The sequence below is a fragment of the Williamsia sp. Y853 genome (genome assembly GCF_056786495.1).
The window spans coordinates 39,247-65,706 of the sequence record NZ_JBXCJC010000001.1 but is presented as its reverse complement, the minus strand read 5'-3'; the positions used below and the strand labels follow the sequence as shown (position 1 = coordinate 65,706).

Annotated in this window: 24 protein-coding genes and 1 tRNA gene; 15 read left to right on the top strand and 10 right to left on the bottom strand. The window is 62.7% G+C overall.

Going from position 1 to position 26,460, the window contains the following annotated elements; genetic code table 11:
• Positions 1 to 109: 109 nt before the first annotated feature.
• Genes AC1TPF_RS00340 through AC1TPF_RS00325 form a run of 4 tightly spaced genes read left to right on the top strand, consistent with a single transcriptional unit; the run spans position 110 to position 5,183 of the window.
• Entirely contained in the window at positions 110 to 1,612 is a 1,503-nt protein-coding gene (locus AC1TPF_RS00340; protein ID WP_482137144.1) for an aldehyde dehydrogenase family protein, read from the top strand.
• Positions 1,609 to 2,814 carry a CaiB/BaiF CoA transferase family protein gene (locus tag AC1TPF_RS00335; RefSeq protein WP_482142176.1) on the top strand — a complete coding sequence of 402 codons (1,206 nt, stop codon included), beginning with the start codon at positions 1,609 to 1,611 and terminating at the stop codon, positions 2,812 to 2,814. The genes AC1TPF_RS00340 and AC1TPF_RS00335 overlap by 4 nt, the downstream gene beginning before the upstream one ends.
• Positions 2,815 to 2,832: 18 nt before the next feature.
• A complete protein-coding gene (locus AC1TPF_RS00330) occupies positions 2,833 to 4,020 on the top strand; it encodes a Zn-ribbon domain-containing OB-fold protein (protein WP_482137146.1) in 1,188 nt (395 codons plus the stop codon).
• Positions 4,017 to 5,183: a thiolase C-terminal domain-containing protein gene (locus AC1TPF_RS00325; protein ID WP_482137147.1), complete on the top strand. Its 1,167-nt coding sequence runs from the start codon at positions 4,017 to 4,019 to the stop codon at positions 5,181 to 5,183. The genes AC1TPF_RS00330 and AC1TPF_RS00325 overlap by 4 nt, the downstream gene beginning before the upstream one ends.
• 123 nt (positions 5,184 to 5,306) lie before the next feature.
• Here AC1TPF_RS00325 and AC1TPF_RS00320 read toward each other — a convergent pair whose 3' ends face one another.
• Together AC1TPF_RS00320 and AC1TPF_RS00315 are read right to left on the bottom strand one after the other, a co-directional pair.
• Positions 5,307 to 6,593 (bottom strand): HNH endonuclease, encoded by a 1,287-nt coding sequence (locus tag AC1TPF_RS00320; protein ID WP_482142175.1) that lies wholly within the window; start codon positions 6,591 to 6,593, stop codon positions 5,307 to 5,309.
• 202 nt (positions 6,594 to 6,795) lie between these two features.
• Positions 6,796 to 7,860 carry an SDR family oxidoreductase gene (locus AC1TPF_RS00315; RefSeq protein WP_482142174.1) on the bottom strand — a complete coding sequence of 355 codons (1,065 nt, stop codon included), beginning with the start codon at positions 7,858 to 7,860 and terminating at the stop codon, positions 6,796 to 6,798.
• 90 nt (positions 7,861 to 7,950) lie between these two features.
• On the opposite strand from AC1TPF_RS00315, the gene AC1TPF_RS00310 reads away from it, so the two are divergent.
• Entirely contained in the window at positions 7,951 to 8,268 is a 318-nt protein-coding gene (locus AC1TPF_RS00310) for an ArsR/SmtB family transcription factor (RefSeq protein WP_482137149.1), read from the top strand.
• A 60-nt stretch (positions 8,269 to 8,328) separates the two neighbouring features.
• Here the strand turns inward: AC1TPF_RS00310 and AC1TPF_RS00305 are convergent, their stop codons facing one another.
• From AC1TPF_RS00305 to AC1TPF_RS00290, 4 genes are read right to left on the bottom strand one after another with little or no spacing between them, the layout of a single operon-like run.
• Complete coding sequence (locus tag AC1TPF_RS00305; protein ID WP_482142173.1) at positions 8,329 to 8,766, bottom strand: hypothetical protein; 438 nt, start codon at positions 8,764 to 8,766, stop codon at positions 8,329 to 8,331.
• Positions 8,767 to 8,817: 51 nt separating this feature from the next.
• Positions 8,818 to 10,248 (bottom strand): FadD3 family acyl-CoA ligase, encoded by a 1,431-nt coding sequence (locus AC1TPF_RS00300; RefSeq protein WP_482142172.1) that lies wholly within the window; start codon positions 10,246 to 10,248, stop codon positions 8,818 to 8,820.
• The gene (locus AC1TPF_RS00295; RefSeq protein WP_482137152.1) at positions 10,245 to 11,423 is read right to left on the bottom strand and encodes an amidohydrolase family protein; all 1,179 of its coding nucleotides are present in this window, start codon (positions 11,421 to 11,423) and stop codon (positions 10,245 to 10,247) included. The genes AC1TPF_RS00300 and AC1TPF_RS00295 overlap by 4 nt, the downstream gene beginning before the upstream one ends.
• A gap of 38 nt (positions 11,424 to 11,461) precedes the next feature.
• The gene (locus AC1TPF_RS00290) at positions 11,462 to 12,997 is read right to left on the bottom strand and encodes an AMP-binding protein (protein ID WP_482142171.1); all 1,536 of its coding nucleotides are present in this window, start codon (positions 12,995 to 12,997) and stop codon (positions 11,462 to 11,464) included.
• 149 nt (positions 12,998 to 13,146) lie between these two features.
• Between AC1TPF_RS00290 and AC1TPF_RS00285 the strand changes: the two genes are divergently transcribed.
• Positions 13,147 to 13,863 (top strand): enoyl-CoA hydratase/isomerase family protein, encoded by a 717-nt coding sequence (locus tag AC1TPF_RS00285; protein ID WP_482142170.1) that lies wholly within the window; start codon positions 13,147 to 13,149, stop codon positions 13,861 to 13,863.
• 164 nt (positions 13,864 to 14,027) lie between these two features.
• The gene (locus AC1TPF_RS00280; RefSeq protein ID WP_482137155.1) at positions 14,028 to 14,648 is read left to right on the top strand and encodes a TetR/AcrR family transcriptional regulator; all 621 of its coding nucleotides are present in this window, start codon (positions 14,028 to 14,030) and stop codon (positions 14,646 to 14,648) included.
• 12 nt (positions 14,649 to 14,660) lie between these two features.
• On the opposite strand, the gene AC1TPF_RS00275 is transcribed toward AC1TPF_RS00280, so the two are convergent.
• A complete protein-coding gene (locus AC1TPF_RS00275) occupies positions 14,661 to 14,918 on the bottom strand; it encodes a hypothetical protein (RefSeq protein ID WP_482137156.1) in 258 nt (85 codons plus the stop codon).
• A gap of 308 nt (positions 14,919 to 15,226) precedes the next feature.
• On the opposite strand from AC1TPF_RS00275, the gene AC1TPF_RS00270 reads away from it, so the two are divergent.
• The 7 genes from AC1TPF_RS00270 (at position 15,227) to AC1TPF_RS00240 (ending at position 24,013) form a co-directional block, all read left to right on the top strand.
• Positions 15,227 to 15,367 (top strand): potassium-transporting ATPase subunit F, encoded by a 141-nt coding sequence (locus AC1TPF_RS00270; protein WP_482137157.1) that lies wholly within the window; start codon positions 15,227 to 15,229, stop codon positions 15,365 to 15,367.
• A 3-nt stretch (positions 15,368 to 15,370) separates the two neighbouring features.
• A complete protein-coding gene (gene kdpA / locus AC1TPF_RS00265) occupies positions 15,371 to 17,056 on the top strand; it encodes a potassium-transporting ATPase subunit KdpA (protein WP_482137158.1) in 1,686 nt (561 codons plus the stop codon).
• Positions 17,053 to 19,158 carry a potassium-transporting ATPase subunit KdpB gene (gene kdpB, locus AC1TPF_RS00260; RefSeq protein ID WP_482137159.1) on the top strand — a complete coding sequence of 702 codons (2,106 nt, stop codon included), beginning with the start codon at positions 17,053 to 17,055 and terminating at the stop codon, positions 19,156 to 19,158. Before kdpA ends, kdpB begins: the two co-directional genes overlap by 4 nt.
• Before the next feature lie 6 nt (positions 19,159 to 19,164).
• Complete coding sequence (locus AC1TPF_RS00255; protein WP_482137160.1) at positions 19,165 to 19,791, top strand: potassium-transporting ATPase subunit C; 627 nt, start codon at positions 19,165 to 19,167, stop codon at positions 19,789 to 19,791.
• A gap of 10 nt (positions 19,792 to 19,801) precedes the next feature.
• A complete protein-coding gene (locus AC1TPF_RS00250; protein WP_482142169.1) occupies positions 19,802 to 22,336 on the top strand; it encodes a DUF4118 domain-containing protein in 2,535 nt (844 codons plus the stop codon).
• The gene (locus AC1TPF_RS00245) at positions 22,329 to 23,018 is read left to right on the top strand and encodes a response regulator (protein ID WP_482137162.1); all 690 of its coding nucleotides are present in this window, start codon (positions 22,329 to 22,331) and stop codon (positions 23,016 to 23,018) included. Before AC1TPF_RS00250 ends, AC1TPF_RS00245 begins: the two co-directional genes overlap by 8 nt.
• A 515-nt stretch (positions 23,019 to 23,533) precedes the next feature.
• A complete protein-coding gene (locus AC1TPF_RS00240; RefSeq protein WP_482137163.1) occupies positions 23,534 to 24,013 on the top strand; it encodes a hypothetical protein in 480 nt (159 codons plus the stop codon).
• A gap of 168 nt (positions 24,014 to 24,181) precedes the next feature.
• Here the strand turns inward: AC1TPF_RS00240 and AC1TPF_RS00235 are convergent, their stop codons facing one another.
• The 3 genes from AC1TPF_RS00235 to AC1TPF_RS00225 all read right to left on the bottom strand — a co-directional run bounded on the left by AC1TPF_RS00235 (position 24,182) and on the right by AC1TPF_RS00225 (position 25,820).
• Positions 24,182 to 24,436 carry a hypothetical protein gene (locus AC1TPF_RS00235; RefSeq protein WP_482137164.1) on the bottom strand — a complete coding sequence of 85 codons (255 nt, stop codon included), beginning with the start codon at positions 24,434 to 24,436 and terminating at the stop codon, positions 24,182 to 24,184.
• Between the two features lie 249 nt (positions 24,437 to 24,685).
• Positions 24,686 to 24,759: transfer RNA gene (locus AC1TPF_RS00230), tRNA-Pro, on the bottom strand.
• A gap of 65 nt (positions 24,760 to 24,824) precedes the next feature.
• Positions 24,825 to 25,820 (bottom strand): metallophosphoesterase, encoded by a 996-nt coding sequence (locus AC1TPF_RS00225; RefSeq protein ID WP_482137165.1) that lies wholly within the window; start codon positions 25,818 to 25,820, stop codon positions 24,825 to 24,827.
• A gap of 104 nt (positions 25,821 to 25,924) precedes the next feature.
• On the opposite strand from AC1TPF_RS00225, the gene AC1TPF_RS00220 reads away from it, so the two are divergent.
• On the top strand, positions 25,925 to 26,392 hold the full coding sequence (locus AC1TPF_RS00220) for a GatB/YqeY domain-containing protein (RefSeq protein WP_482142168.1): 468 nt from the start codon (positions 25,925 to 25,927) through the stop codon (positions 26,390 to 26,392).
• The last annotated feature ends 68 nt before the right edge of the window (positions 26,393 to 26,460 follow it).

Below are 26,460 nucleotides of genomic sequence, written 5' to 3'. Positions count from 1 at the left end.
GCTACCTCGGGGTAGGCGTTGGCTGGAAATGTTGCTACAGTCCGTTTAAGGCGAATGTGGCGTTGGTCATATTTGAGAATGAAGTTTTCACAGATTTTGAGGAGGCGCAATGCCAGCCCAGGAAGCAGTGGCGACCGATGGAGGACTCGACGTGAAAGGTGGCGGAGTCCGCAAACGTCTGCTCATCGGCGGAGAGTTGGTGGCGATGGACAAGGAGTTCCCCTCGCTGAACCCGGCCACCGAAGAGGTTTACGGCTACGCCCCGGATGCGGGTGTCGACGAGGCGAATGCGGCCATTGCCGCCGCGCGCCAGGCATTCGATCACACCGACTGGTCCACCAACACCGAATTCCGCATCAAGTGCCTCGATCAGCTGCACCAGGCGATGCTCGACAACCTCGAGGACCTTCGTGAGCTCACCATGGCCGAAGTTGGTGCCACCCGGATCCTGACGCACGGTAACCAGCTCGAAGCGCCGATCGGCATCGTCAAGTACTACGCGGATCTGCTCCGTACCTACCCGCTCACCGAAGACCTCGGCGAGGTCGAGCTGAACGGCAAGCGCCACCGTCGTTGGGTGGAGAAGGAAGCAGCCGGCGTGGTCTCGGCCATCGCCGCCTACAACTACCCGACTCAGCTCGCGCTCGCGAAGCTGGCTCCGTCGCTTGCCGCCGGTTGCACTGTGATCCTGAAGGGCGCACCCGACACCCCGCTGCTCACCCTGGCGCTCGGCGAACTGATCGCCAACCACACCGACATCCCGGCCGGTGTGGTCAATGTGCTCTCGTCCACCGATATCGCCGTCGGTCAGGTCATGACCACGCACCCCGACGTCGACGTCGTGACGTTCACCGGCTCCACCCCGGTCGGCCGCCAGATCATGTCCGCCGCAGGCGACACCCTCAAGAAGGTGTTCCTGGAGCTCGGTGGCAAGTCGGCCCTGATCGTTCTCGAGGATGCCGACCTGCAGACCGCTGCCCAGTTCGCGGCGTTCAGCATCTGTTCGCATGCCGGTCAGGGCTGTGCGCTGACCACCCGCCTGCTGGTGCCGCGTCACAAGCAGGACGAGATCGTCGCGGCGGTTGCAGCGATGATGGGGCACATTTCCTACGGCGACCCGACCAACCCGAAGATCTACATGGGTCCGCTGATCAGCGAACGTCAGCGTGACAAGGTCGACGGCATGGTGAAGCGGGCCGTCGAAGCCGGCGCGACACTGGCCTTCGGTGGCGAGCCCGTGAGCCCGGGCTACTTCTACAAGCCCACACTGCTGGCCAATGTCGACCCGTCCAGCGAGATCGCCCAGGACGAGGTCTTCGGACCGGTCCTCGCCGTGATCCCGTTCGACGACGAAGAGCATGCCGTGCGTATCGCCAACGACTCGCAGTTCGGTCTGTCCGGTGGCGTCCTGAGCGCCGACGAGGATCGGGCAATCGCGATCGGTCGCCGGATCCGGACCGGCACGTTCAGTATCAACGGTGGCAACTACTTCACACCGGACGTCCCGTTCGGCGGCTACAAGCAGTCGGGGCTCGGCCGTGAGATGAGTGCCGCCGGATTCGAAGAGTTCCTCGAGACCAAGGCGTTTGCGGCTCCGGTGGTGAGTGCATGAAGCCACTAGAGGGCATTCGCGTCCTCGAGGTCGCCATGTACGGCTTCGTCCCGTCCGCCGGTGCGGTTCTTTCGGACTGGGGCGCCGAGGTGATCAAGATCGAGCACGCCGTGACGGGCGATCCGCAACGCGGACTGCGCCAGACCGGCACGATGGTCGTCGTGGGCGACCCCAACCCGAACATCGAGCATGCCAACCGTGGCAAGCGGAGTCTGGGCCTGGACATGTCCAAGCCTGAGGGCAAGGAAGTCCTGACCGAATTGGTCAAGAAGGCGGACGTCTTCCTGACCAGTTTCCTGCCCGACCACCGTGCCAAGTTCGGGATCGACGTCGACGACATTCGGGCGATCAACCCGAAGATCATCTACGCCCGCGGCAGCGCTCTGGGTCCGCGTGGCCAGGAGTCCGATCGGGGCGGCTACGACATGACCGCCTTCTGGTGCCGTGCCGGTACGGCCGCAACCATCACTCCTCCTGGGACCCAAGGCATGATCGCGCCTCCGGGACCGGCCTACGGCGACACGATCTCCGGGACCAACCTGGCCGGTGGCGTCGCCGCCGCGTTGCTCAAACGTGAGCGGACCGGTGAACCGTCGGTGGTGGATGTGTCGCTCTTGGGCAGTGGCCTGTGGGCGATGGGACACGGCATCGCATTGTCGGCTCATCTGAAGGAGCCGATGGTCGCACCGGTTCCCGGCGTGCACGGTTCGCCGGTGAATCCGTTGACCGGTGTGTACGAGACGGCCGATGGTCGGTACATCTCGTTCATCATGATGCAGCCGGCGAAGTTCTGGGCGGATGTCTGCAGGCATATCGAGCGGCCGGAACTCATCGACGATCCGCGATTCGCCACGGGCAAGGACATCTCTGCCAATACCGACGCCGCGGTGGCGATCCTGCGTGAGGCGATCAAGGGCCGCACGCTGGAGGACTGGAGCGAACGCTTCGGGACACTGGCAGGCCCGTGGGCGCCCGTGCAGGATTCGCTCCAGGTGTCGTCCGACGCGCAGGTCCGGGCCAATGACTACCTCGTCCAGGCCGGTGAGATCGAATTGGTCTCCACGCCGGTGCAATTCGATGTAGCCGCAACGGAAACCACTGCGGCCCCGGAGTTCGCCGCCCACACCGATGAGATCCTCCAGGAAATCGGACTCGACTGGGACCGCATCATCGAACTGAAGACCGCCGGCGCGGTCACCTAGGTAAATCGGGAGATCAACATGCCTTACATCGCCTCTATCGGAACGTACCTGCCGCCGTGGGGTACCTCGGAACATCGCATCGCCGGTGACGATGAGGATGCCATCACGATGGCGGTGGAGGCGGGTCGGGCAGCACTGTCGAAAGGGGGTGCGGTCGACTCGGTTGTTCTTGTCACCCGTGACCTCCCTTTGCTCGAAAGCAGCAATGCTGCAGTGCTTCTCGCCGGGCTTGATCTCGACCCCGAGCTAGAGGTGACCGAGCGTCTCGGTGGCGCGCCGGCAACGCTTGATGCGTTGAGTTCGGCGCGCCAGCGGACGCTGGTCATCGGTGTGGATCTCGATCCGGCCGGAGCGGCCGCCGCTCTGACCTCCGATTGCGGTCTGCACGTACGTACGTCGGCCCGGGTGGCGCGCAGCCTCCCGGTCCGCACGCGCAATTCCACCGGTGTGGTCCATGACTACGGTGACCCGCGGTTGCTGCACGATCGCGGCCTGGTTGCCTCGCTGGCAGCGGCATGGCTGGATCATCCGACAGCCGTTGCCGGCGTTGACCACAAGCACGCAACCGAACTGAGCCCCGAGTTCTCGGCACACCTGCCGACAGTGGGGGCCAGTTCAGGTCTGTTCGCCCTGGCGGCGATGGCCGAGTCGGAGACGACCGGTCCTTTGGCAGCCATTGAACAGGCGAGCCTTTCCGGGATAACAGTTGCTGCCGGGTCGGTGGCGCTTCACCGTCGTGAGCCGACTGCCCGGCCCAAGATCGAGACAACGTACATCCCCGGAAACGAGATCCCGATCTCGCTGGCGGCGTATGAACGGGCATTCGAGGCGAAAGTGCGTTGGGAGGCAGGCCGACACGCTGGTTCCGACCAGCTCGACTTCCCGCCGCGCTACCAGGTCTCCGACGACTCTGTTTTGCAGACCGAATACGAACACGTACCGCTGCCGCGGACCGGGACCGTTTACACCGGTGTCACGGTGTACGTGCCGGTGCCGGGTCTGAAGACTCCGTATTCGCTGGTGATCGTCGAGCTCGAAGATGTGAATGTGCGAGCACTGGTGAAGGTGACCGGTGCCGATCCCGGTTCTGTGGGTATCGGTGATCGCGGGCGGTTGGCTCTCCGTCGGGTGGCCATGCGGTCGGGAGTTCCCGACTACGGCTACGCATTTGAGCCCGAACTTGTTGTGGAAGGAGCAGCGGTATGAGGAAGGTTGCAGTTGTCGGCGCGGGTATGACCCCGTTCGCCGAACACTTCGCTCACGGAATCAAGGATCTGCTGCCGATGGCCTATGCCGAGGCGGCGGCCAGTGTTGACAAGGGCATCAACAAGAATGACCTGCAGGCCGCCTGGTTCGGTGCGATGGGTACCACCGACGGCTTCCCGTCGGGCATCCTCGCCGATTCCCTCGGCCTGCCCGACATTCCGGTCACGCGCATCGAGAACTCGTGTGCCACCGGCAATGACGCGGTGCGTAATGCGTTGTACGGCATCGCCTCCGGCGCGTTCGACGTCGCGCTCGTCATGGGTGCAGACAAGCTCCGCGAGACGGCCTCCAAGGACATGCTCTGGGAGTGGGAGGCGACGTCGCGGGACATGGCGTGGGACTACCCGCTCGGTCTGGTCGCACCTGCAGGATTCGCCCTGCACGTGAGCCGCTACCTCTACGAGTCGCCGGCGACCCGTGAACACATGGCGATGGTCGCGGTGAAGAACCACCGCCAGGGTGTGAACAATCCGAAGGCGCGCTTGCGATTCGAGATCACCATGGAGCAGGCACTCGAGGCCCCGACTGTGGTGACACCGTTTGGTCTCTACGACTGCGCGCCTCAGAGTGACGGCGCTGCCGCGCTGATCCTGGTCTCCGAAGACGTCGTCGACCGCTACACCGATCGGCCCGTGTGGGTCCGTGGTGTCGGTCTCGGGCTGGATTCGGTGATGCACCAGCACAAGAAAGATATGACCACGTTCCCGGCCACGGTTCGTGCGGCCAAGCAGGCGTTCTCCATGGCCGGGATGACACCGGCCGACGTCGATGTCGCCGAACTGCATGACTTCTTCACCGGCGTCGAGATCATGAGCTACGAGGACCTGGGCTTCGCTGACCGGTTCGAGGGCTACAAGCTGCTCGAGGCCGGCGACACCTCCGTCGGTGGTTCGATGCCGGTGAATCCCAGCGGAGGCCTGAAATCGAAGGGGCATCCACCGGGCGCGACCGGTGTCGCGCAGTGTGTCGAGTTGTTCGACCAGCTGCGCGGCAACGCCATCAACCAGGTGGACGGTGCCAAGGTCGGCCTGGCACACAACCTCGGTGGGCCCACCGCCGTTGCCGCCGTGACGATCCTCGAGGGACCGGACTCATCCCGCTAGGTGTAGGCCACCACACTGTGAAGTTGTCAAAGAGCTTGCAGTGCAGAGCTATCTGCGATGCTTGGGGTACTTGGAATATGCCGTCATGAGTTCTCTGGTGTAGCGGTTCCGGGCGTGTTCGCTCTAGGCGGCGATGGGCTCGGAGGTCAGGTTGCGGCGGGCATGCGATCTCAGCGGTGTTTTGCTCGCATCATCTGGTGCAACAAACCAGGGATGCCCGTCGCGACCGATGAAGACCGTCCAGCCGCGGTGGTGGATGTATCGGTGGTGGCGTCGGCACAGCAGGACGGTGTTGGTCAGACTGGTGGTTCCGCCGTTGCGCCAGAAGTCGATGTGGTGGGCATCGGCGTAGCCGGCAGGGCAGCCGCAGCCTGGGAATGCGCAGCCGCGGTCTCGGGCGATCAGTGCTTTGCGGATCGCCGGGGTCACGGTGCGGTGCTCGCGTCCGACATCGAGTGGTACGGAGTTGTTGTCGAGCAGGATTTCCGTGATGACTGAATCGCAGGCGAGCATCTGCGCGGTGGGTGCCGAGGCCGGTCCAGTCCATTCGAATGCAGGCGCTATCGCCGGTGGTGTGGCGTTGCCGAGTCCGCGCAGCTGTAGTGCTTGGAGGTATTCGGCTGTCACTGTCACCGTGACGTGCGGTTTCACACCGCCGCTGGAGGGCCGGTTTTCCTGTCCGAGATAGGAATCCAACAGTCGTTCCAAGACGTCGGCTCGGATTTGAGATTTGCTGCGCGAGTCAGGTGATCCATCTGGTTCGGGTACCGGTGTGGATAGTGGTTTCAACGCGACAGCGAGTTTCTCGCCCACAAGGTTGTCCAGGTCGAACATGCCGTGGGTACGGCGGTCGTCGCCGGTTGCGAATGAGAATTCATTCAAGTCGTGATTCTCGGCATCGGGTATCTCTTTGTCCGGCGGCGACAACACGATCGCCATATGCCGCGCCCGCGCAGAGACTGCGGCTGGTGTCGCCATCAGCGCTTCGGTCAGGAGTCCGCGCACACAATCGGTACGATCAACGTCGGGTAGATCAGGGTTTCGCCGTTCAATGTGGTTCAGCCCCTTCACGATAGAGTCGACGTGCTCACCCGACAGTGTTCCGTCCACACCATAGGCCGCCACCGACGGAATGGCACCGAGTGTCTTGCCCACCCGTACGTACCGGTGCGCGGCGGCCGGCGCCATCCCGGCCTTTTGTAGCAGTTTTGCGGTGGAGCCATGACCTGACTTCTGGGCTATCCCACGCCGATCGAGTTCGCCGGTGAGCCGAAAAAGTATCTGCTCCACAAAATGATTGAGTCGAATAACCGCCACCGTGCGTGATGAAATCTCAGCATCATCCCCGGCGACCAAAGCCGCATCCCCTGCCAGATCAGACAACCTGGCGAACATTCCCCCGAAGTCCATAGCTCAACAATACGGCCCCAACCCAGTTCGCACAAGCTTTCGAACAGGTCAATTTGGTTGCACTGCAATATCTTTCGCGATCCTCAGGTTCACGACCGGTCAGTCTATCGAAGTGGTCTGACAAGGAGTGGCATCCCTGGCCGGCGGCCCTATGGTGGCGAGTTCGGTGCAGTCGTAGGCGACGAACCTGTACTGCTGGTTGTCAGGGGATTATCTTGCGGGTTCGGAGGTCGGTGAAGATCTCCAGGAACATTGCTTCGGTGTCGACGTAGCGGTGGAACCCGGCCCGTCGGGCTTTCGACCCGTCGGCGAAAAAGTCGTAGTCCCAACTGAATACGAAGTCTCCGAACTCCCACGATGAGACGTCGGAGTACGGGGTTTGAGCCAGATCGTGCTCCTTGACGAGCTCGTCCCATACCGACTCCTTGTCTGCCATTGCCATTGCCAGCGCCATCGACATCGGGAGTGGAGGTGCGACGTCCATGTCGAAGAACGCTGCGATCTTGGGCCACATCTCTTGCCAGCGAAAGAGATCGCCGTTGTTGATGTTGAACGCTTGATTGGCGCAGCCGGGGCTGGTGGCGGCCCAGACCGTTGCCTCGGCCAGTAGCCCGGCGTCGGTCATCTCGATCAAACTGGTGTACGCACCGGGTTTTCCGGGGAAGCGCAGCGGGACACCCAACTTCTTCGAGATGGTCGCGTAGACGGCGATGACCAGTGCGAGGTTCATCGGGTTGCCCAGTGCGAATCCGGACACAACGGATGGTCTGATCGCTGACCAGGTCCAGCGCTTACCTGCCTGTCGGTGTTCGAGGAACTGCTGCTGGTCGACGTTGAACTCCGGCGGCATGTGCGGCGGATCGCTTTCGCGGGCAGGTGTTTTGAACGGTCCGAGATGGGCCCCGTAGACCTTGTATCCCTGCATCAGGCTGACGTGCTGGAGTCCGCGAGCGACCGGTTCGATGGCGTCGAGAGTGTTGACCAGCATCGCCAGGTTGGGCGCCACCAGCTCGGCCCACGTGGGGCGGTCCTGATAGGCGGCGTAGAAGACGTGGGTGACCGCGTCCAGTCCGCTCAGCGCGGCCGTGGTCTGGTCTGGATCGAGCAGGTCGACTGCGATGTGTTTCACCGGTCCGGAGTCCGTGCCGCCTCGCCGAGAAAGTCCGATGATGTCCCATTCGCCGGTTGATGCGAGGTGGTCGATCAGGTTTCCACCGATCACACCTCGGGCTCCGACCACGAGTGCCACTTTGTTGTTCTGCGTCATCCCGACCTCCATTGGTATATCGCGATCTTGCGATATGGCTAGTCAACCACACGTATCGGGATATTGCGATCTAGCGGTAGGCTGAGCGACGTGGACGAAGCATCGACAGGTACGGCATGGGATTCCGCGTTCAAAGCGCTGTCGAATCCCGCGCGTGTGCAGATCCTGCAATGGCTGAAAGACCCAGGAAGTTTCCCTCCGCAGCTCGCGCCTGCCGAGGAGATCGGAGTGTGCCTCAAGCACATTCAGGCGAGGGCAAAGGTATCGCAATCCACGGCGTCGCAGTACATGGCCGCACTCCATGCAGCTGATCTGGTGACCACCACACGGATTGGCCAATGGACGCACTACAAGCGAAACGAGCAACAGATCGCGAGGCTTGCCACGTTCATCGAGCAGGGGTTGTGAGCAACTTCGGCGCGGTCAATGGTCCATTGGCACGTGCGGCGGGGGAGTGCGGCGGGTGTTCTACTCGATGCTGCTTCGGATCTGCATGAGCATGCGTTTCACGATAAGTCCGTGCGCTCCGGAGCTGATGACGAACCGCCGATAGCCCCAGCCGGGCACTCCGGGAAACGTCGCATAGGAGCGGGCGCTGATCTCTGAGCCACCCGCGTCGCCGCTCACCGTGAAGCGCAGTAGGTAGCGGGAGAATCGGTGGCGACCGGCCAGCGTGATGTGGTCGCCCGGTACGGATTCGGTCACCGCGAATCCGGGGATCGTGGCGCCGACGTCGGGGATCGTGCCCGAAGCGCGCCGCGGATCGGTTCCCACCAGATGCGCGAACTGGGTGTTGGTGCCGAGTTGTGTGCGGGCGATCCAGGCGGTCAGTGCTTCCCAGACTGTCAACACGGGTGCATCAATGGACAACCGGTGTTCGTCGATCAATGGCAGATCCGTATCCATCGGGCGGTCCTCGTGATGGGGGTGTGTCAGGTCAGACTATCGACTCCGAACTCATCGGAGAAGATCTTTCACAACCTTGCCGGTTGCGTTGGTGGGTAGCTCGGTCAGGAACTCGATCGACCGCGGGACCTTGAAGCCGGCCATGCGCTCGCGGCTCCACGAGATCAGATCGGCTTCGGACACAGCCTCTTTGGTGACGACGAACGCCTTGCAGACCTCGCCGAGCCGGTCATCGGGCACACCGATGACCGCGACCTGTGCGACCGCCGGATGTTCGAGGAGGAAGCCTTCGATCTCGGCGGGGTAGGCGTTGAAACCGCCGACGATGAACATGTCTTTCTTGCGGCCGATGATGCGCAGGCGGCCGCCCTCGTCGAGACTTCCGAGATCTCCGGTGTGAAGCCATCCGTCGGAGTCGATGGCTTCGGCGGTTGCCGCCGGATCGTCGAGGTAGCCCTGCATGACGTTGTACCCGCGGATCAGGACTTCGCTGTCGTCCGCGATGTGCAATTCGATTCCATCGCACGGTGTTCCGACGGTGGTGGCGATCTGTTCGAAGGTGTCGCCCGCCCGTGATGCGGTCGCTGTGCCGCCCTCGCTCAGGCCGTAGCCGGTCATGATGGTTTCGAAGGGGAGGTCATTTTTAATCCGGCGGATCAGTTCGACGGGGATGTCGGCCGAACCGGTGACAGCGGCCCGCAGTGACGAGAGGTCGCGGCTACCGTCGTTGGCCGCCAGTAACGACTGGTAGAGCGTCGGGGGGCCGGGAAGCATCGTGATCTTCTCGCGTTCGACGAGATCGAGTACCGCATCGACGTCGAGGACCGGCACGGGAAAGATGGTGGCACCGCGGATCATCGACGCGATCATGCCGGCCTTGTAGCCGAACATGTGGAAGAAGGGGTTGACCACCAGATAGCGGTCGCCTTCGCGTAGGTCTGCGAGGTCGCACCACTCGGAGAACAGCCGCAACGTCTGCCGGTGGTTCATCATGACGCCCTTGGGGCGTCCGGTGGTACCGGAGGTGTACATGATGTCGGCGATGTCGTCGCCGCTCACCTCGCACTCGAAAGGCTCACCGCTGGAGAGGAAATCGGACTTGAGGTCGATGACTGGCACACCTTCGGGGCCGCCGTACTGCACCCCGAGAAAGCCCTGCTGCACGAGCAGGAGCTTGGCGCCGCTACGCCGGACGATGTCGTCTGCCTCATCGGCCTTGTAACGGGTGTTGACCGGGACCAGCACGCCGCCTGCGGTCAGCAGCCCGAAGACCGCGATGACCCACTCCGCCGAATTGGGTGCCCAGATGGCGACCCGGTCGCCTTTGTCGATGCCCGCTGATGCAAAAGCTCCGGCTGCCTTCCGAACCCGTTGTGTGAGTTGACGGAAAGTCAGCCGGAGCGGTCCGTCGACGATCGCTTCGTTGTCACCGAAGCGATCGTCGACGGAGAGGACCATCTGCGGGATGGTCTCCCAGGTCATACCTTGAGCAACCTCGCCATGTTTCCGCCCATGACCAGCTTCTGATCTTCGAGAGGCAGATGCTGGATGTGGTTGATGTACGTGGTCGGCTCGGCCAGGCCCTCGGGATGCGGGTAGTCCGACCCGAACAGCACGCGCTCGGCGCCGATGAGGGCGGTGAGCTTGCTGAAATCTTCTTCCCAGAAGGGGCTGACGTGGATGCTCTTCTTGATGGCAGCCACCGGATCCTGCATGCCGAAGCCCTCAGGAGCCTTCTTGTACACGTCTGCAAGGGTCTGCAGCACGTGCGGCAACCAGCTGGCACCGTTTTCGATGACCGCGATGCGCAGCTCCGGGAACCGGAACAGGGCGCCGTGGCAGACCCACGAGGCAACTGTGTCCTGAATCGGACGCCATTCGCTGACCATGCGGAAGGCATTGGTGACGAAGGGGAGCATCTCGTCGCTGGTGCCGTCCCAGTCCTGGTTGTAGCGTGCGTAACCGCTGTCCGACGAATGCTGGGTGACCAGCACATCGAGCTCGACGACGCGCTTCCAGAACGGGTCGAACTCGGGAAGGGCGAACGACCGCGGGCCCTTGAATCCGGGGACCGGAGCGGGACGGACCAGGATGGCCTTGGCGCCGCGCTCGACACACCACTCGAGTTCTTTGATGGCCTCTTCGACGATCGGCAGGCTGATCACCGGGACGGTGAAGATGCGATCCTCGTAATTGAAACCCCAGGTCTCGTACAGCCACTGGTTTAGCGAGTGGACCACGGCGTGAATCAGTTCCGGGTTGTCACGCATGCGCTCTTCGATGAGGCTGGCGAGCGTGGGGAACATCAGCGTGCGGTCGATCTGCAGCTCATCCATGAGCTTGAGACGCGCAGCAGGCTCACGGAATGCGGCAGGCGACTTGATCGGCTTGCCGAAGATCTCGCGCTTGCTCAGGCCCTTGGGGTTACCGTTCTTGAAGTAATCCTCCATGGCACCCGGCCGTGCGACGACGTCGAACGTCGGGTTGGGGATGTATTCGCTGATCTGCCCACGGATGGCGATCTTTGTCCGGCCGTTGACCTGGACGTATTGGATCGCATTCTTGTACTTCTCCGGAAGGAACTTGGTCAGCGCCTCCTGGGTCTCGTACAGGTGGTTGTCCGCGTCGAACAACGGATACGGCAATGCTTCGGGCATGAGATCCTCCATTTCCTCTTGTGAGAATCATATTCTCTTTATGCGGATGTCGCAATATCCTTGCGCACCTGAAACTTCTGAACTTTCCCGCTCGCGGTACGAGGAAAATCGTCGGCCTGATGCAACTCCTCGGGCCACTTCTGCTTGGCCAAACCGATCCGATCGCAGTGTGCGCGGACTTCGGCCATCGTGGGCATGGAATGGCCCGATTTGAGTCGAAGGACCCCGGCGGCGTGCTCGCCGAGGCGGGCATCGGGCGCGGCGACCACCACCGCTTCGGCAACTGCCGGCATACCCATCAGGACCTCTTCGACCTCCAAGGCGCTGATGTTCTCCCCGCCGCGAATGATGAAGTCCGCCTTGCGATCTGTGATCGTCAGGTAGCCGTCTTCGTCGATCACCCCGACATCGCCGGTGCGGTACCAACCGTCTTCGTCGAAACTACGTTCGGTCAGTTCCGAATCGGTGTAGCCGATGCAGAGATCCGGTCCGCGACTGAAGATCTCACCGTCGTCGCCAAGCCGGATCTCGGCGCCCGGCAGAACATTTCCGTCGGTGAACAGGCGCTTGTCGATGGGGGCGTTGTACATCGAGCCGACAATGGACGGGTGCTCGGTGCTCCCATATGAGCGGAAGACCGTGATGCCGAGGTCCTCGAGTCGCGTGGTGACCGCCGCAGGCACCGATGACCCGCCGAGCCCGGCATATTTCATGAACGGCAGGTACTCGTCGGTGAAGTCCGGATGGTCGATCAGGCTGGTCACGAAGTAGGTGGCACCGCCGCCGACGGTCAGGCCTTCCGTCTTCATCAGGTCCATCGACTGCACGGGATCCCACGCGTCGGTGAGGTTGATCGGACTGCCGTCGAGGACCGGGATGAGGAAGGCGTTGACCATCCCGATGAAGTGGCCGACCGGCGCGGCGGTGAGCTGGCTGCCGCGATCGGGCGGATACCACGCACCGAGTTGCCGGGTCTCGAAACCGAGCGTGCGATGGCTGTGGATCACGCCCTTCGGTGAGCTGGTTGTGCCCGACGTGAAGGCGATCAATGCAGGTAGCGCCGCATCTGTCTCGATGATCCCGGACATCGGTTCGTCGGCCAGGAGGTCGTCGAAGTCGCGGCCGACCACCCCGACGATCGGAACGTCGGCACTGAGATCAGGGGAGTGTTCGAGGCGTCCGAATTTCTCGGCGGCGATGAACACCTTGGGTTTGATCGCACCGAGGATGTAACCGACTTCCTTGCGCCCATAGAAGTGGACAATCGGAACCACCGTGGCGCCGAGGAACGATGAGGCCCAAAAGGTTGCCGCGGCTTCCATCCAGTTGGGGAGTTGAAATGCGACGACGTCACCTGGTCCCACGCCACGGTCACGCAGGCCGGCGGCAAGTCGTCGGGCAACCAGCTCGACATCGGCGAAGGTCCCCGTCCACGGTCGGATCGACGAATGGATCCGGAACTCGACATCGGGTGCGGCAGCGAGCCCCGCTGCGAGCAGTTCTCCGATGGTCTCGTCGGTCCACCACCCCTGCTGCTCGTATCTGGCCACCAGGTCGGCGGGGATGGTTCGCATGTAGACAACTCCAATACAGCTCTGGTCCGGGTCCGGGTACCGAACGACGGCCGGGGTCGCGATCGGCCGGGTGAGGCGATCAACGGCCGACGGTGATGATGATATTCTCATAACTGAAGAATGCCAATCTCATTGATGGAGAATCTCCCATGGTTGAACTTGAACTCAACGAAGGTCTGGCGATCATCACGATCGACCGTCCGCAGGCCCGGAACGCGATTGCGCCGGAAACCATGGATCAGCTCGAGACGGCCCTGGATGAGGCGAAAGGCGCTCAGGCCCTGGTCATCAAGGGTGGCGGCGACAAAGCGTTCGTCTCCGGCGGAGACCTGAAGCAACTGAGCGCCCTGCGCACAATCGAAGAGGCCGAGGCGATGGCCTGGCGGATGCGCGGGATCTGCGATCAGATCTCCGCGTTCCCGGCACCGGTTGTTGCGGCGCTGAACGGGCACGCACTCGGTGGTGGGGCCGAGGTTGCCGTTGCCGCCGATATCCGTATCGCTGCCGACGACATCAGGATCGGCTTCAACCAGGTGACGCTGGCGATCATGCCGGCCTGGGGTGGCGCAGAGCGACTCGCGCAGCTGGTCGGTAAGAGTCGGGCCCTGCTGCTCGCCGGGGGTGGGGCACTTCTCGGTGCTGCCGAGGCCGAGCGGATCGGACTGGTCGACCGGGTACTGCCCCGGGCGTCGTTCGATGAGGGCTGGAAGGCCGTGGCCAGGTCATTGGCCAACAATTCGTCCGGTGACATCAAGCGCGTCATCGGCGGTGCGACCCCCGATGAGGCGGTTGCGGCGTTCGCACGCCTGTGGGTGGCCGAGGAGCATTGGGAAGCTGCTGACCGGGTGATGAACCGCAAGCGCTGACACGTCGCATCGAACTGGCCGCCCGGTTGTCCGGGCGGCCATTTCGCGTTTCTGCACGGAGCGGTGCTAGGCATTTGCACAGCATCCGTCGATATTGTGGACAACGGCGCGCTAACATGTCGTGAGCCAAATGGCTGCTGACAATGATGCGGAGGTCGAACCCGATGGCATCGCCCCGCAGACTGGGCGCCCCGGACGCAAAAAATCGCGCGGTGCTGCTTGCCGCCGCCGAGCGTCTGATGTTGGAGAACGGCTATGCCGCGGTGAGTTCCCGCCGCGTGGCCGACGAAGCGGGCCTCAAACCTCAGCTGGTGCACTACTACTTCCGCACCATGGACGAGCTGTTCCTGGAGCTGTTCCGGCGTCGGGCCGAGCAAGGCCTCGAAGTACAGGCGTTGGCGCTCAAATCCGAGCAGCCGTTGTGGGCGCTGTGGACGTTCAGTACCGATCCGGCCGGTGCGATCTTCACGATGGAATTCATCGCATTGTCGAACCATCGCAAAGAACTTCGGGCCGAGATCGTGCGGATCTCTGAACAGTTCCGCAGCGAGGCAAGTGCCGGTATCGAGGAAGTGCTGCGCAGATATGGGGTTGATCTCGACCAGATGCCGGCAGTGGCGGCGATAGTGTTGATGACCAGCATCTCGCGGGTTGTGGTCATGGAAGACACTCTCGGCGTCCGCGAAGGGCACGCGGAGATGATCGAGGTTGTCGAGAATTACCTGCGCCAACTCGAGGGCGAACCGAGTCCTGAGCTGCGGGAGGTCATGCAGCGCCGTCGTTGACGGCGCCGCGTTTTACGAGATTGCCTCGAGGCTGTCGTCGTTGACGAACACCAGGCTTCCGTCGTTCAGCAGCACAGCAAAGCGCTTCGGGCTGACCTTGAGTCCGTCACCGAGATCGACCGTGGCCTCGGGGAGAACACCGAAGTCCTCGACGATGGTGCCTTCTCGAGTGTTGTCGTCAGTGGTGACGTTGACCTGCGCTCCAACGCTGAGTGCCTTGGATGCTTCGGGAGCATCCTTATCAGCAGCAGTCGATTGTCTATTTCGCATGCATACATTAGATCAGTAGATTCCCGCTATTGGTACATCGGAGTTGCTGAACTACTGATTCGGCATTGCGATATCTGAATACGTCAGCTGTATTCACGGCCTCGATTGAGCCCGAATCGCCACGCGCAAAGATCGCGTAAAGATCGAGGATGCGGGCGTATGAAGGTCGTCAACGACGGGTTCGACGCCCCTTTGATCGGCGCATGCTCAGGACACACGCCGGGCTCGATGGAGTAGCCCGGCATCTCTCCAGGAGTGGTCGTGTCAGATCTCTTTTTTCTGCTGGCAATCGGCGGCGGTTTCCTAACATGCGCGCTGGTTCTGCGTGCCGTCGCTGCGAGAACACGCCGGTGACCGCCGACGGAGCAACCAACGTCGTGTTGCTGATCCTCGCAGTGATCGTCGTGCTGTACCTCTTTGCCGCCCTCATATTTCCCGAAAGGTTCTAAGGCGTGAACTCCTCTTTGGCTGCCGCGCTCCAGGTCGGGGTGGTGGTGTTCGTACTCGCGGCGGCATATGTGCCCCTCGGCGACTACATGGCCCGAGTGTTCTCCGGTGCGCGCGATTGGGCGCCCGAACGATTCATCTACAAAATCGCCAGGATCGATCCCAAGCGCTCCCAGACGTGGACCGGCTACGCCACCGCGTTGATCGCATTCTCTTTCGTCGGCATCGTGTTCCTCTACCTGCTACAACGACTGCAAGGTGTCCTGCCTTGGAGTGACGGCCGCGATTCCGTATCGCCTGCCATGGCTTTCAACACCGCGATCTCGTTTGTCGCGAATACCAACTGGCAGTCCTTCTCGCCCGAAGTGGTGATGAGCAACCTGACCCAGATGGTCGGACTGGCAGTGCAGAACTTCCTGTCTGCGGCAGTTGGGCTGGCGGTTGCCGTCGCGCTCATCCGCGGCATCATCGCGAAAAAGGGTGACGGGGAGCTCGGCAACTTCTGGGTCGACATGACCCGTTCGGCACTCCGGATCCTGTTGCCGCTGAGCATCATCGTCGCGGCCATTCTGCTCACGCAGGGTGCCGTTCAGTCGTTCAAGAGTGGCTTCGATTTCATCGGCCTCGACGGATCGAATGGTTCGAGTGTGGTCGGTCCGTTTGCGTCGCAGGAGGCGATCAAGGAACTCGGTACCAACGGAGGCGGCACGCTGTCGGCCAACTCCGCTCATCCGTTCTCCAATCCGACACCCCTGAGCAATATCGTCGAAATCCTTGCACTGCTGATCATTCCGGTCTGTTTGACGCGCACCTACGGCACCCTCGTTGGCGATCGTCGCCAGGGTTTGACGATTCTCGGTGTGATGGCGGTGATCTGGAGCGGCATGCTGGCTGTCGTGTGGGCCTTCGAGTCACGTACCAACGGCATTGCTGCGCAGGCGGCCGGCGCCATGATGGAAGGCAAAGAACAGCGGTTCGGAGTCCCGGGGTCGGCATTGTTTGCGGTCTCGACCACCGGAACATCTACCGGCGCAGTCAACTCCGCACACGATTCCTATTCCGCCGCCGGTGGCGGCGCGCTGATCTGGAACATGTTGCTCGGTGAGGTCGCACCTGGTGGCGTCGGAACCGGTCTGTACGGGATGCTGGTACTTGCGATCATCGCGGTGTTCGTTGGTGGCCTGCTGGTCGGCCGGACCCCGCAGTTCCTCGGCAAGAAGATCGGTCAGCACGAAATCACGATGGCGGCCCTGTCGATCCTGGTAATGCCGGCGTTGGTGCTGACCGGAACCGCGATCACGGTCATCCTGTCGTCCACCACCGGGTTTCAGGGAAACAGCGGCGATCCGGGGTCGACCGAGTCGATCCACGGCTTCTCTGAAGTGTTGTATGCCTACGCTTCTGCCGCCAACAACAACGGCAGCGCGTTCGGCGGCCTCACCGTGACCAGTGACTGGTTCCAGACATCTCTGGGCTTCGCGATGCTTCTCGGCCGATTCCTGCCGATCATCTTCGTCCTGGCGCTCGCCGGGCTGCTGGCATCACAAAAGCCCCGGTCTACCAGTAGCGCAACACTTCCCACCCACGGTCTCCTCTACGGCGGCCTGGTCACCGGCACCGTACTCCTTGTTGCCGGGCTCACCTTCTTCCCCGCGATGGCGCTGGGACCAATAGCAGAGGCATTGTCATGACCACATCGGTGGCGCAGCGACCTGCACCCGTCGACATCGCGGATGATGATCTGGCAGGCAGCGGAGCATTCGATCCGCGGCAGCTCATCACCTCGGTGCCACAGGCGCTCCGCAAACTCAATCCCCGCGATCAGGCGCGCAACCCGGTGATGTTCGTGGTCTACATCGGCGCGATCGTCACCACTGTTCTTGCGGTGTGGCAGCCGTCGTGGTTTTCCTTCGCGGTGGTGTTCTGGCTCTGGTTCACGGTTCTGTTCGCCAACCTGGCCGAAGCGGTTGCCGAAGGCCGTGGCCGGGCGCAGGCGGCAAGCCTGCGCAAGGTCAAGCAGGACACCATGGCCCGCAAGCTCGAGGCGGACGGGAGCATCACCGAGATCTCCGGTAGCGCGCTGGTCATCGGTGATCGGATCGTGGTCGAGGCAGGCGAGGTCATCGCAGGCGACGGTGATGTGGTCGAAGGTATTGCCACAGTTGACGAGTCGGCGATCACCGGCGAATCTGCCCCGGTCATCCGGGAATCGGGTGGTGATCGGTGTGCGGTGACGGGCGGCACGGTTGTGCTGTCGGACAAGATCATCGTCAAGATCACCACCTCGCCCGGTGAGTCTTTCGTGGACCGGATGATCGCGCTGGTCGAGGGGGCATCGCGCAAGAAAACGCCCAACGAGATCGCCCTCGACATCTTGTTGTCCAGCTTGACCATCATCTTTCTGTTGGCGGTGGTGGCAGTCGGTCCGATGCAGGAGTACGCGGGCCAGACACCGGACGCGGTCAAGCTCATCGCATTGCTGATCTGTCTGATCCCGACGACCATCGGTGCTCTGCTCTCGTCGATCGGCATCGCCGGTATGGACCGGTTGGTGCAACGCAACGTGCTGGCGATGTCGGGCCGTGCGGTCGAGGCCGCAGGCGACATCGATACGTTGCTGATGGACAAGACCGGCACGATCACCTTTGGTAATCGTCGCGCCACATCCCTTGTCGCCGCACCGGGGGTGACCACGAAGGAACTCTCCTTGGCCGCATGCCAATCGAGTCTTTCCGACGACACGCCAGAAGGGCGCAGTATCGTCGACCTCTGCCGAGACGAGTTCGGCCTCGATCCGGCGTCGATCGATATCGAGACCCGCGGTTCTCGAGAGTTCATCGCCTTCACCGCCCAGACCCGGATGAGCGGGATGGATCTGCGAACCGGCGAAGGCGTGCGTCAAATCCGCAAGGGGGCGACAGATTCGGTACTCCGGTGGGTGAGCGACAACGGCGGTGTGCCGCCGATCGAGGTCTCCGATGAAGTCGATCGCATTGCCGGTGCCGGCGGAACCCCGTTGGTCGTCGCTGTGCGGGTCGGGGATACAAAGGCGCGCGTCCTGGGTGTCATCGCACTGTCCGACGTTGTGAAACCCGGTATGGCACAGCGTTTCGCACAGCTGCGGGCCATGGGCATCCGGACCGTGATGGTCACGGGTGACAACCCGCTCACCGCCAAGGCCATCGCCGCCGAGGCCGGAGTCGACGACTTCGTGGCCGAGGCGACTCCCGAGGACAAGCTGGCGCTGATCCGCAAGGAACAGGCCGGTGGGCGCCTGGTCGCGATGACCGGTGACGGCACCAACGACGCACCCGCACTGGCACAGGCCGATGTCGGTCTGGCGATGAACACCGGTACTTCGGCAGCCAAAGAGGCAGGCAACATGGTCGATCTGGATTCGGATCCGACCAAACTGATCGACGTGGTGGCCATCGGCAAGCAGTTGTTGATCACCCGAGGGGCGCTCACGACGTTCTCCCTTGCCAACGATCTGGCAAAGTATTTCGCGATCCTGCCCGCCCTGTTCACCGGCATCTATCCGCAGCTCGACAAGCTCAACATCATGGGCTTGCATTCGGCGCAGTCGGCCATCACCTCGGCGGTGATCTTCAATGCGCTGATCATCGTGGCGTTGATCCCGTTGTCGTTGCGAGGCGTTCGTTACCGGCCCAGCTCGGCGTCAAAGTTGTTGGGCCGCAACCTCTTGATCTACGGACTCGGTGGTGTGGTCACGCCGTTCATCGGAATCTGGCTGATCGACCTGGTGGTCCGCTTTCTCCCGGGAATGGGGTAGTTGAACATGAATTCTGTCTCGACATGGATACGGCAGTGTGTAGTTGCCGTCGCGGTCCTCGCGGCGATGACGGTGATTCTCGGCGTCGCTTATCCCACTGTGGTGTGGGGGATTTCGAGAGTCACCTCGTCCTCTGCAGAAGGCTCAAAAGTGGAGGACAGCAACGGCTGTGTCGTGGGATCGAGCCTGATCGGCATCGACCCGCAGGTGGAGAACGGGCAACCCGACAAGTTCCTACACGCTCGCGTGCTGGGATCTGCTGACGATCCGATGGCACCGGGCGACCCGGCCGCCTCGGCTGCCAGTAACCAGGGACCGAACAGTGCCAAGCTCGCGGGATGGATCGACGAGCGCAGGCAGATCATCGCCGCCCGGGAGAACGTCGGACCGCAGCAGGTGCCGGTCGATGCCGTCACCGGATCGGGATCGAGTCTGGATCCGCACATCAGCGAGGCCTACGCACAGCTCCAGATACCGCGGGTGGCCCGTGAGAACGGGAAGTCCGTGGACGAGGTCGAGCGAATTGTCGCCGAGAACACCAACGGTCGCCAGCTGGGATTCCTGGGGGAGCCGACGGTCAACGTTCTTGGTGTCAACATCGACCTGGGGCTGACCGCTCCGGCCTGCGACTAAGATCGCTGCAGTGACTGCCGGCAAAGAGACCAGGGGACGACTCGAGGTATTCCTCGGATGCGCACCTGGTGTGGGCAAGACGTACGAGATGTTGGCGCAAGCCCACGCGCTGGTCGGCGAAGGCGTTGATGTGGTGGTCGCGGTGGTCGAGTCGCATGGGCGCTCGGTCACCGCGGCCATGACCGACGGTCTGGAGATCGTCCCCCGTCAGAAGATCGAGTATCGCGGCACGGTTCTGGAAGAGATGGACCTTGACGCCGTGCTGGCACGCCGTCCACAGGTGGCGCTGGTTGACGAGTTCGCACACACCAACGTTCCCGGTTCGCGAAATGCCAAGCGGTGGCAGGACATCGACGAGCTGCGCGACGCCGGGATCGACGTACTGTCCACGATCAACATCCAGCATCTGGAGAGTCTCAACGACGTTGTGCAAGAGATCACGGGCATCGTGCAGCGTGAGACGGTTCCCGATGATGTCGTGCGCAAAGCCGACGAGATCGAACTCGTCGACATCGCTCCGCAGGCGCTGCGACAACGATTGGCTGCGGGCAAGGTGTACCCCAACGACCGGGTGGGCGGCGCACTGGCCAACTATTTCCGGCAGGGGAACCTCACCGCACTCCGGGAGCTGGCGCTGCTCTGGTTGGCCGACCAGGTCGACGACAACCTGGCGGCATATCGTGCCGCACATGACATCACCGCGACGTGGGAGGCGCGCGAGCGAGTGGTGGTGGCGCTGACCGGCGGCCCCGAGTCGGCGACCCTGCTGCGGCGGGCGAGCCGGATCGCGTCGAGATCAAGTGCTGAACTTGTTGTCGTTCACATCGTGCGCGCCGACGGACTGGCCGACCCGACGGCGGTCGACATCGTCAAACTGACCGAGATCGCCAAAGGGTTCGGTGCACAGATCCACACGATCGTCGGGGACGATGTTCCGGTCGCGTTGCTCGAGTTCGCCCGCGGCATCAATGCCACGCAGCTGGTGCTGGGAACGTCGCGGCGCCCGCGGTGGAAGCGGATCTTCGACGAGGGTGTCGGTGCCACGGTGGTCCGGAACTCAGGGAAGATCGACGTGCACATGGTCACTCACGAAGAGGCCACGGCACGGAACCCGCTGGACATCAGGCAAACCCGGTTTCATCACCCGCTGAGCTGGCTTGCCGCCGTGGTTGTTCCCTGTGTGGCGGCGGGCTTCCTGGGTCTGCTGGATCGCTGGTTGGGGTTCGCCAGTGAGTCGGCGCTGTTCTTTGTGGTGGTACTGGCGGTCTCGATGCTCGGTGGCATCGGTCCGGCGGCACTGTCGGCGATTCTGTCGGGACTGCTGCTCAACTACTTCTTCACGAATCCGCGATTCACCTTCACCATCAATGAGCCGGACAACCTCATCACCATCATCGTGATGCTGATTGTTGCGATTGCCGTCGCAGCCCTGGTCGATTCAGCCACCGTCCGGCGGACACAGGCGCAGCGCGCCAGTCGCGACGCCGAACTCCTGGCCACATTCGCCGGAGCCGTTCTCAGTGGTGAAGGCCTCGAGGGCCTGCTGCAACGGGTTCGAGAGACGTACGACCAGGAGGCGGTATCCGTGGTCCGCCGGGGTGGGCGGGATCCGAACACCGTCGAGGGGGCGGTCGGTGCTACCCCGCCGACGGAGGCCGCCGATGCCGACACCGTGTGTTCCGTTCCCGGCAGTGAGTTCGAGATGCTGCTGAAGGGACCGAAACTCGGTGGGCGAGAGCGCAAGGTGCTGTCCGCGGTCGCCACGCAGGCGGCGGGCATCGTGGAGCGCCGCGAACTGGCTGCCGAGGCGTCAGAAGCGCGTGCACTCGCGGAAACCGATCGATTGCGCAGGGCGCTGTTGTCGGCGGTGAGTCACGATCTGCGTACCCCGCTGGCCGCGGTCAAGGCGGCGGCGTCGAGTCTGCGGGGTACCGACGTCACATTCTCCCCCGAGGACACCGCCGAATTGCTCGCCACGATCGAGGAGTCGACCGATCATCTGACCGCGCTGGTGGGCAATCTGCTCGACTCGTCGCGGTTGGCCGCGGGTGTCGTCCGCCCCGATCTGCAGATGGTCTACCTGACCGAGGTGGTGAGCGGGGCGACGGTCGGGATATCGCGGCTTGATCCGGCAGGCGCGAATCGCATCGAACTCGATGTCGAACACATCCTCGTCTACGCGGATCCGGGCCTGCTGGAGCGGGTTCTCGCCAACCTCATCGACAACGCCCTACGTCACAGTGGACAGTCGAGTCCGGTTCAGGTCCGGGCCCGCCTCACTGCCGATGACCCGCCGCGGTGCACCATTTCGGTATGCGACCACGGACCGGGTGTTCCCGCTGATGATCGGGACAAGATCTTCACGGCCTTTCAGCGACTCGGTGATCACGACAACGGCGTGGGAGTCGGACTGGGGCTGTCGGTTGCCCAGGGGTTCGTTCAGGCCATGGGCAGCAAGATCATCCCTGGCGTCAGCCCTGGCGGGGGCTTGACGATGTCATTCCAACTCCCGGTCGGCCCTCCATCGGAGCGCGGCGATGAGTGAGCGGGTGCGCGTACTGGTCGTCGATGATGAACCCCAGATTCTTCGTGCGCTCCGAATCAACCTGAACGCGCGCGGGTTCGACGTCACCACCGCGTCGAGCGGCGCGGGTGCACTGACTGCAGCCGGGCAGACCAACCCTCAGGTCATCGTCCTCGATCTCGGTTTGCCTGATATCGACGGTTTCACCGTGCTGGCCGGGTTGCGTGGCTGGACCAATGTGCCGGTGATCGTGCTGTCCGCGCGCGTCGATTCGGCAGACAAGGTGCAGGCCCTCGATGCCGGCGCCGACGATTACGTGACCAAACCGTTCGGGATGGAAGAGTTCCTGGCGAGGCTACGAGCAGCGGTACGTCGGGGGAGTGCCAGCACCGATGAGGGCGCTCCAGTGGTCGAGACCGATGCCTTCACGGTCGACCTGCGGGCCAAACAGGTGACTCGCGCCGGCGAGCCCGTGCATCTGACTCCCACGGAGTGGGGTGTGCTCGAGATGCTTGTGCGGCACGAAGGAAAGCTCGTCAGCCAGCGCGACATACTCAGCCATGTCTGGGGCCCGTCGTACGGCACCCAGACGAACTATTTACGTGTATATCTGGCAAGCCTGCGGCGTAAGCTCGAACCGGATCCCACCCGGCCGCGGCACCTTCTGACAGAAGCGGGCATGGGATATCGCTTCGTGCGATAGCACCTTTCCTCGTCCGGTATTTGTTGATTGCAATGAAATTACTATTAGTCCACTTGCCCGAAAGGGTAAGTGGACTTCGTTGGTAATTCTCGATCGCTTTTCTGAACCCTGTGGATCACAAACTTTGCGAGTGCTCGCTTTCGATACGATCGGCGTTAGTTGTTTGTGAACTTAGAAAACAGAAGCCGATCAAGTAGGTGTGCCCGAAAGTTCGCACGTTTGTACTACAGGGCAGGTCAGTGCGGGTGTCACAATACTTCTTGACCGCTTGAGACCGCCGGTTTGCCAAAGATATTTCCCTTGTGGGAGTTTTACTAGGAATGACCGGTTAAGCAATTCGGTTGTGTAGTTTCGTGTCGGGTTTCAGTTGTTGCCGGGCGAAGCCGACCATTATGTGTTTAGGATCGAAGAGCTTCTAGCGGAGGGGTGGACAATGGTGTTGGCCAGTCGGCTTGGTGATACTCAACTGTTTATCGAACCCGGGGGCGATTTGTTACGGAGAGCGGGCGAGCGCTGTGCAGCAATCAGGACCTGAGACAACAACGCTTCTTGCCACTCTTCGACGATGGCAGGACGTTGAATGTGCCGATGGCGTCTACTGGTGTGCAGCATGGCTGTACTCGTGTGGAGATGCCCTCGCCAACGACCTCCTCGAAGACCTCGCGCGCGACGAGGGTCTGGAAGACGTCTACATCGACGAGGCCCTTCGTATGCTGGCGCGCTCTCGGTTCCAAGACCTCGTCGAGTGGTGCCTGCAGACGGCGACCCGCCTCGACGGATCACTGACCACTGATCCCGGCCGGTGGCTACCAGAACTCATCCGCAGTCTCGACGAAGGCGTTTTGGCACTGAGCGTGGCGCTGCACCGGCTTGTTCTCGCCGACATGTGGCTGATGACCTGTTCCGACTCCGTCCTGATCCAGAACGCGCCTGCTATCCGGGCGTACCAGGCCAAGCGACAGGCAATTCTGGCCACCGCGGCGCAGCGCAACTGATCCGATCGAGAAGGCCGATCCCGACCGTGCCCTGACCTCGGTCACCGGATATCTCAGGTGATGTGCCTGGGGGCTGCCAATCTTGTTCGGCGTCAGAGGATTCAGGACCGGCGAAGACGGGGGCATGACGCCCCCGTCCAGGCCCGGCGCGTGGCCGTCGGCAGAGACCTAGTTGGCTTGTGGCGCTTCGGTATCCGCGTCGACCCCCAGGACTTCTGCCCCGGGAGTTGCAGGGGCCAGCACGTCGTCGTCAGTGGCAGGCACTTCGTCTTCAGTCTTGGTTGAACTGGCGGATGCGCCCGATTGGGCGTCCGGAGAGCCCAGGTTTTCTGCTCCAGGTGTCGCAGGCGACAACACCTCGTTTGCGACATCTTCCGAAGGGACCTCCGTCGTGCGGAGTTCTTGTGGGTCCTGGGCTGCCATGGTCGACCTCTCATGATGCTGATCGTGCAGTTTCGACACTGCTTGTCAGTCCACAAAGAATTGTGGGGTGCATGTTTCTATACCCGGATCGGACATCGCGAAACTTTTGCAAGCGCGAACGGATGGGGACAGCGGCAAGAGGGTCTCCAGAAACGAGGAAACCCCGGTCTCGGTTTCCCGAGACCGGGGTCTCACTGCTTGTGTCTCAACCAACACATCTTGTAAAACCGATCGAAATCGGTCTTTCTGTCGGGGTGGCGGGATTCGAACCCACGACCTCTTCGTCCCGAACGAAGCACGCTACCAAGCTGCGCCACACCCCGTGACAATCAACCTGCGATAGCTTACCGCAGTCCGCCCGAGGCATTAAATCGCCTGGTCAGAGGCCTCAATTGGCTTCGGCGCTGATCGGCGGAAGAGAGCCTTCCTGGTCAAAATCGGAGTCGTGATCCGAGACCGGTGTGAGCGTCAACAGCGACGCCTCCGGACGGCAGCAGAAGCGGGCCGGTGCGTACGGGGAGGTGCCCAGGCCGGCACTGACGTGCAGGCGCATCGAGGAGCCCCACGCGGACGGTCCCTTGACCCGCGAGCGGTCGAGGTGGCAGTTGGTCACCAGTGCGCCGTACAGCGGCAGGCAGAGCTGGCCACCGTGCGTGTGGCCTGCCATGACGAGGTCGTAGCCGTCGTCGGCAAACCGGTCCAGTACGCGGGGCTCGGGGGAGTGGGTCAGACCAAGGCGCAGGTGGGCCAGCGGGTTGGGGCGTCCCTCGATGGTCTCGTAACGGTCCCGTCCGATGTGTGGATCGTCGACGCCCGCGGCGGCCACGCGGACCCCGGCGACCTCGAGTTCACGGACCGAATGGGTGGCGTCGAGCCAGCCGCGCTCGGTGAAGGCCGCCCGCAGATCCTGCCAGGGCAACGGCTCACCGTGGGAACGCTTGTGGTCCTTCTTGAAGTACTTCAGCGGGTTCTTGGCGGTCGGACCGAAGTAGTCGTTGGAGCCGAAAACGAACAACCCGGGCACCGACAGCAGTCCACCGAGGGCCTGCACCACCGCGGGCACCGCCTGGGGGTGAGCCAGGTTGTCGCCGGTGTTGACCACCAGGTCGGGCTTGAGGCCTGCGAGTTCCTGGACCCAGGCCTGCTTGAGGCGCTGGCCGGGCATCATGTGCAGATCGCTGATGTGCAGAACCCGCAGTGGCGTCGCGCCGGGCTCGAGCACCGGAAGCGTCTGATGGCGCAGCGCAAAGGCATTGCGCTCCACCAGAGTTGCGTACGCCAGGCCGGTTGCACCGGCGGCAACTGCACCGAGTGCGATCTGCTGCAGCGTCGGGCGTGAGAGTTGATTCCCGCGCCCAGGAGCGCCTTGTAGTCCCTGAATCATGGTCCCAGAATACGCGCCGGTCCCGAACCCGCAGGTTGCTCGGCCTATGCCCTGAGCGAAAACAGGTTGGGAGCGCGGTACCTCGTCGGCGTAGCTTTGACCTCATGTCGACCATCAAGGAACAGATCCGCGCCGATCTGACCACTGCCATGAAAGCCAAGGAAACTCTTGTCACCGGGACGTTGCGGATGGTTCTCGCCGCGATCGGTGCCGAAGAGGTCTCTGGCAAGGCGGCACGTGAGTTGACCGACGACGACGTCCTCAAAGTGCTTGCCCGCGAAAGCAAGAAGCGAGCGGAGGCGGCTTCGATCTTCGCCGAGAACGACCGTGATGAACTCGCCGCCAAGGAGCGTGCCGAAGCCGAGATCATCGCCCGCTACCTGCCGAGCCAGCTCGACGACGCCGAACTCGAGGCAGTGGTGAACCAGGCCTACGCGGCGGTCGCCGAGCAGACGGGCGCCGAGCCGACGATGAAGCAGATGGGCCAGATCATGGGACAGGCCACAGCCCTCGCAGCAGGCCGGGCCGACGGCAAACGCCTGTCGGCCGCGGTCCGCGCGCGTTTGCAGTAACTGCGTAAACGAAATCCGCTCCACCTACTTGCGTCTGATCCGGTTGCAAACGGATCGAACGCAAGCAG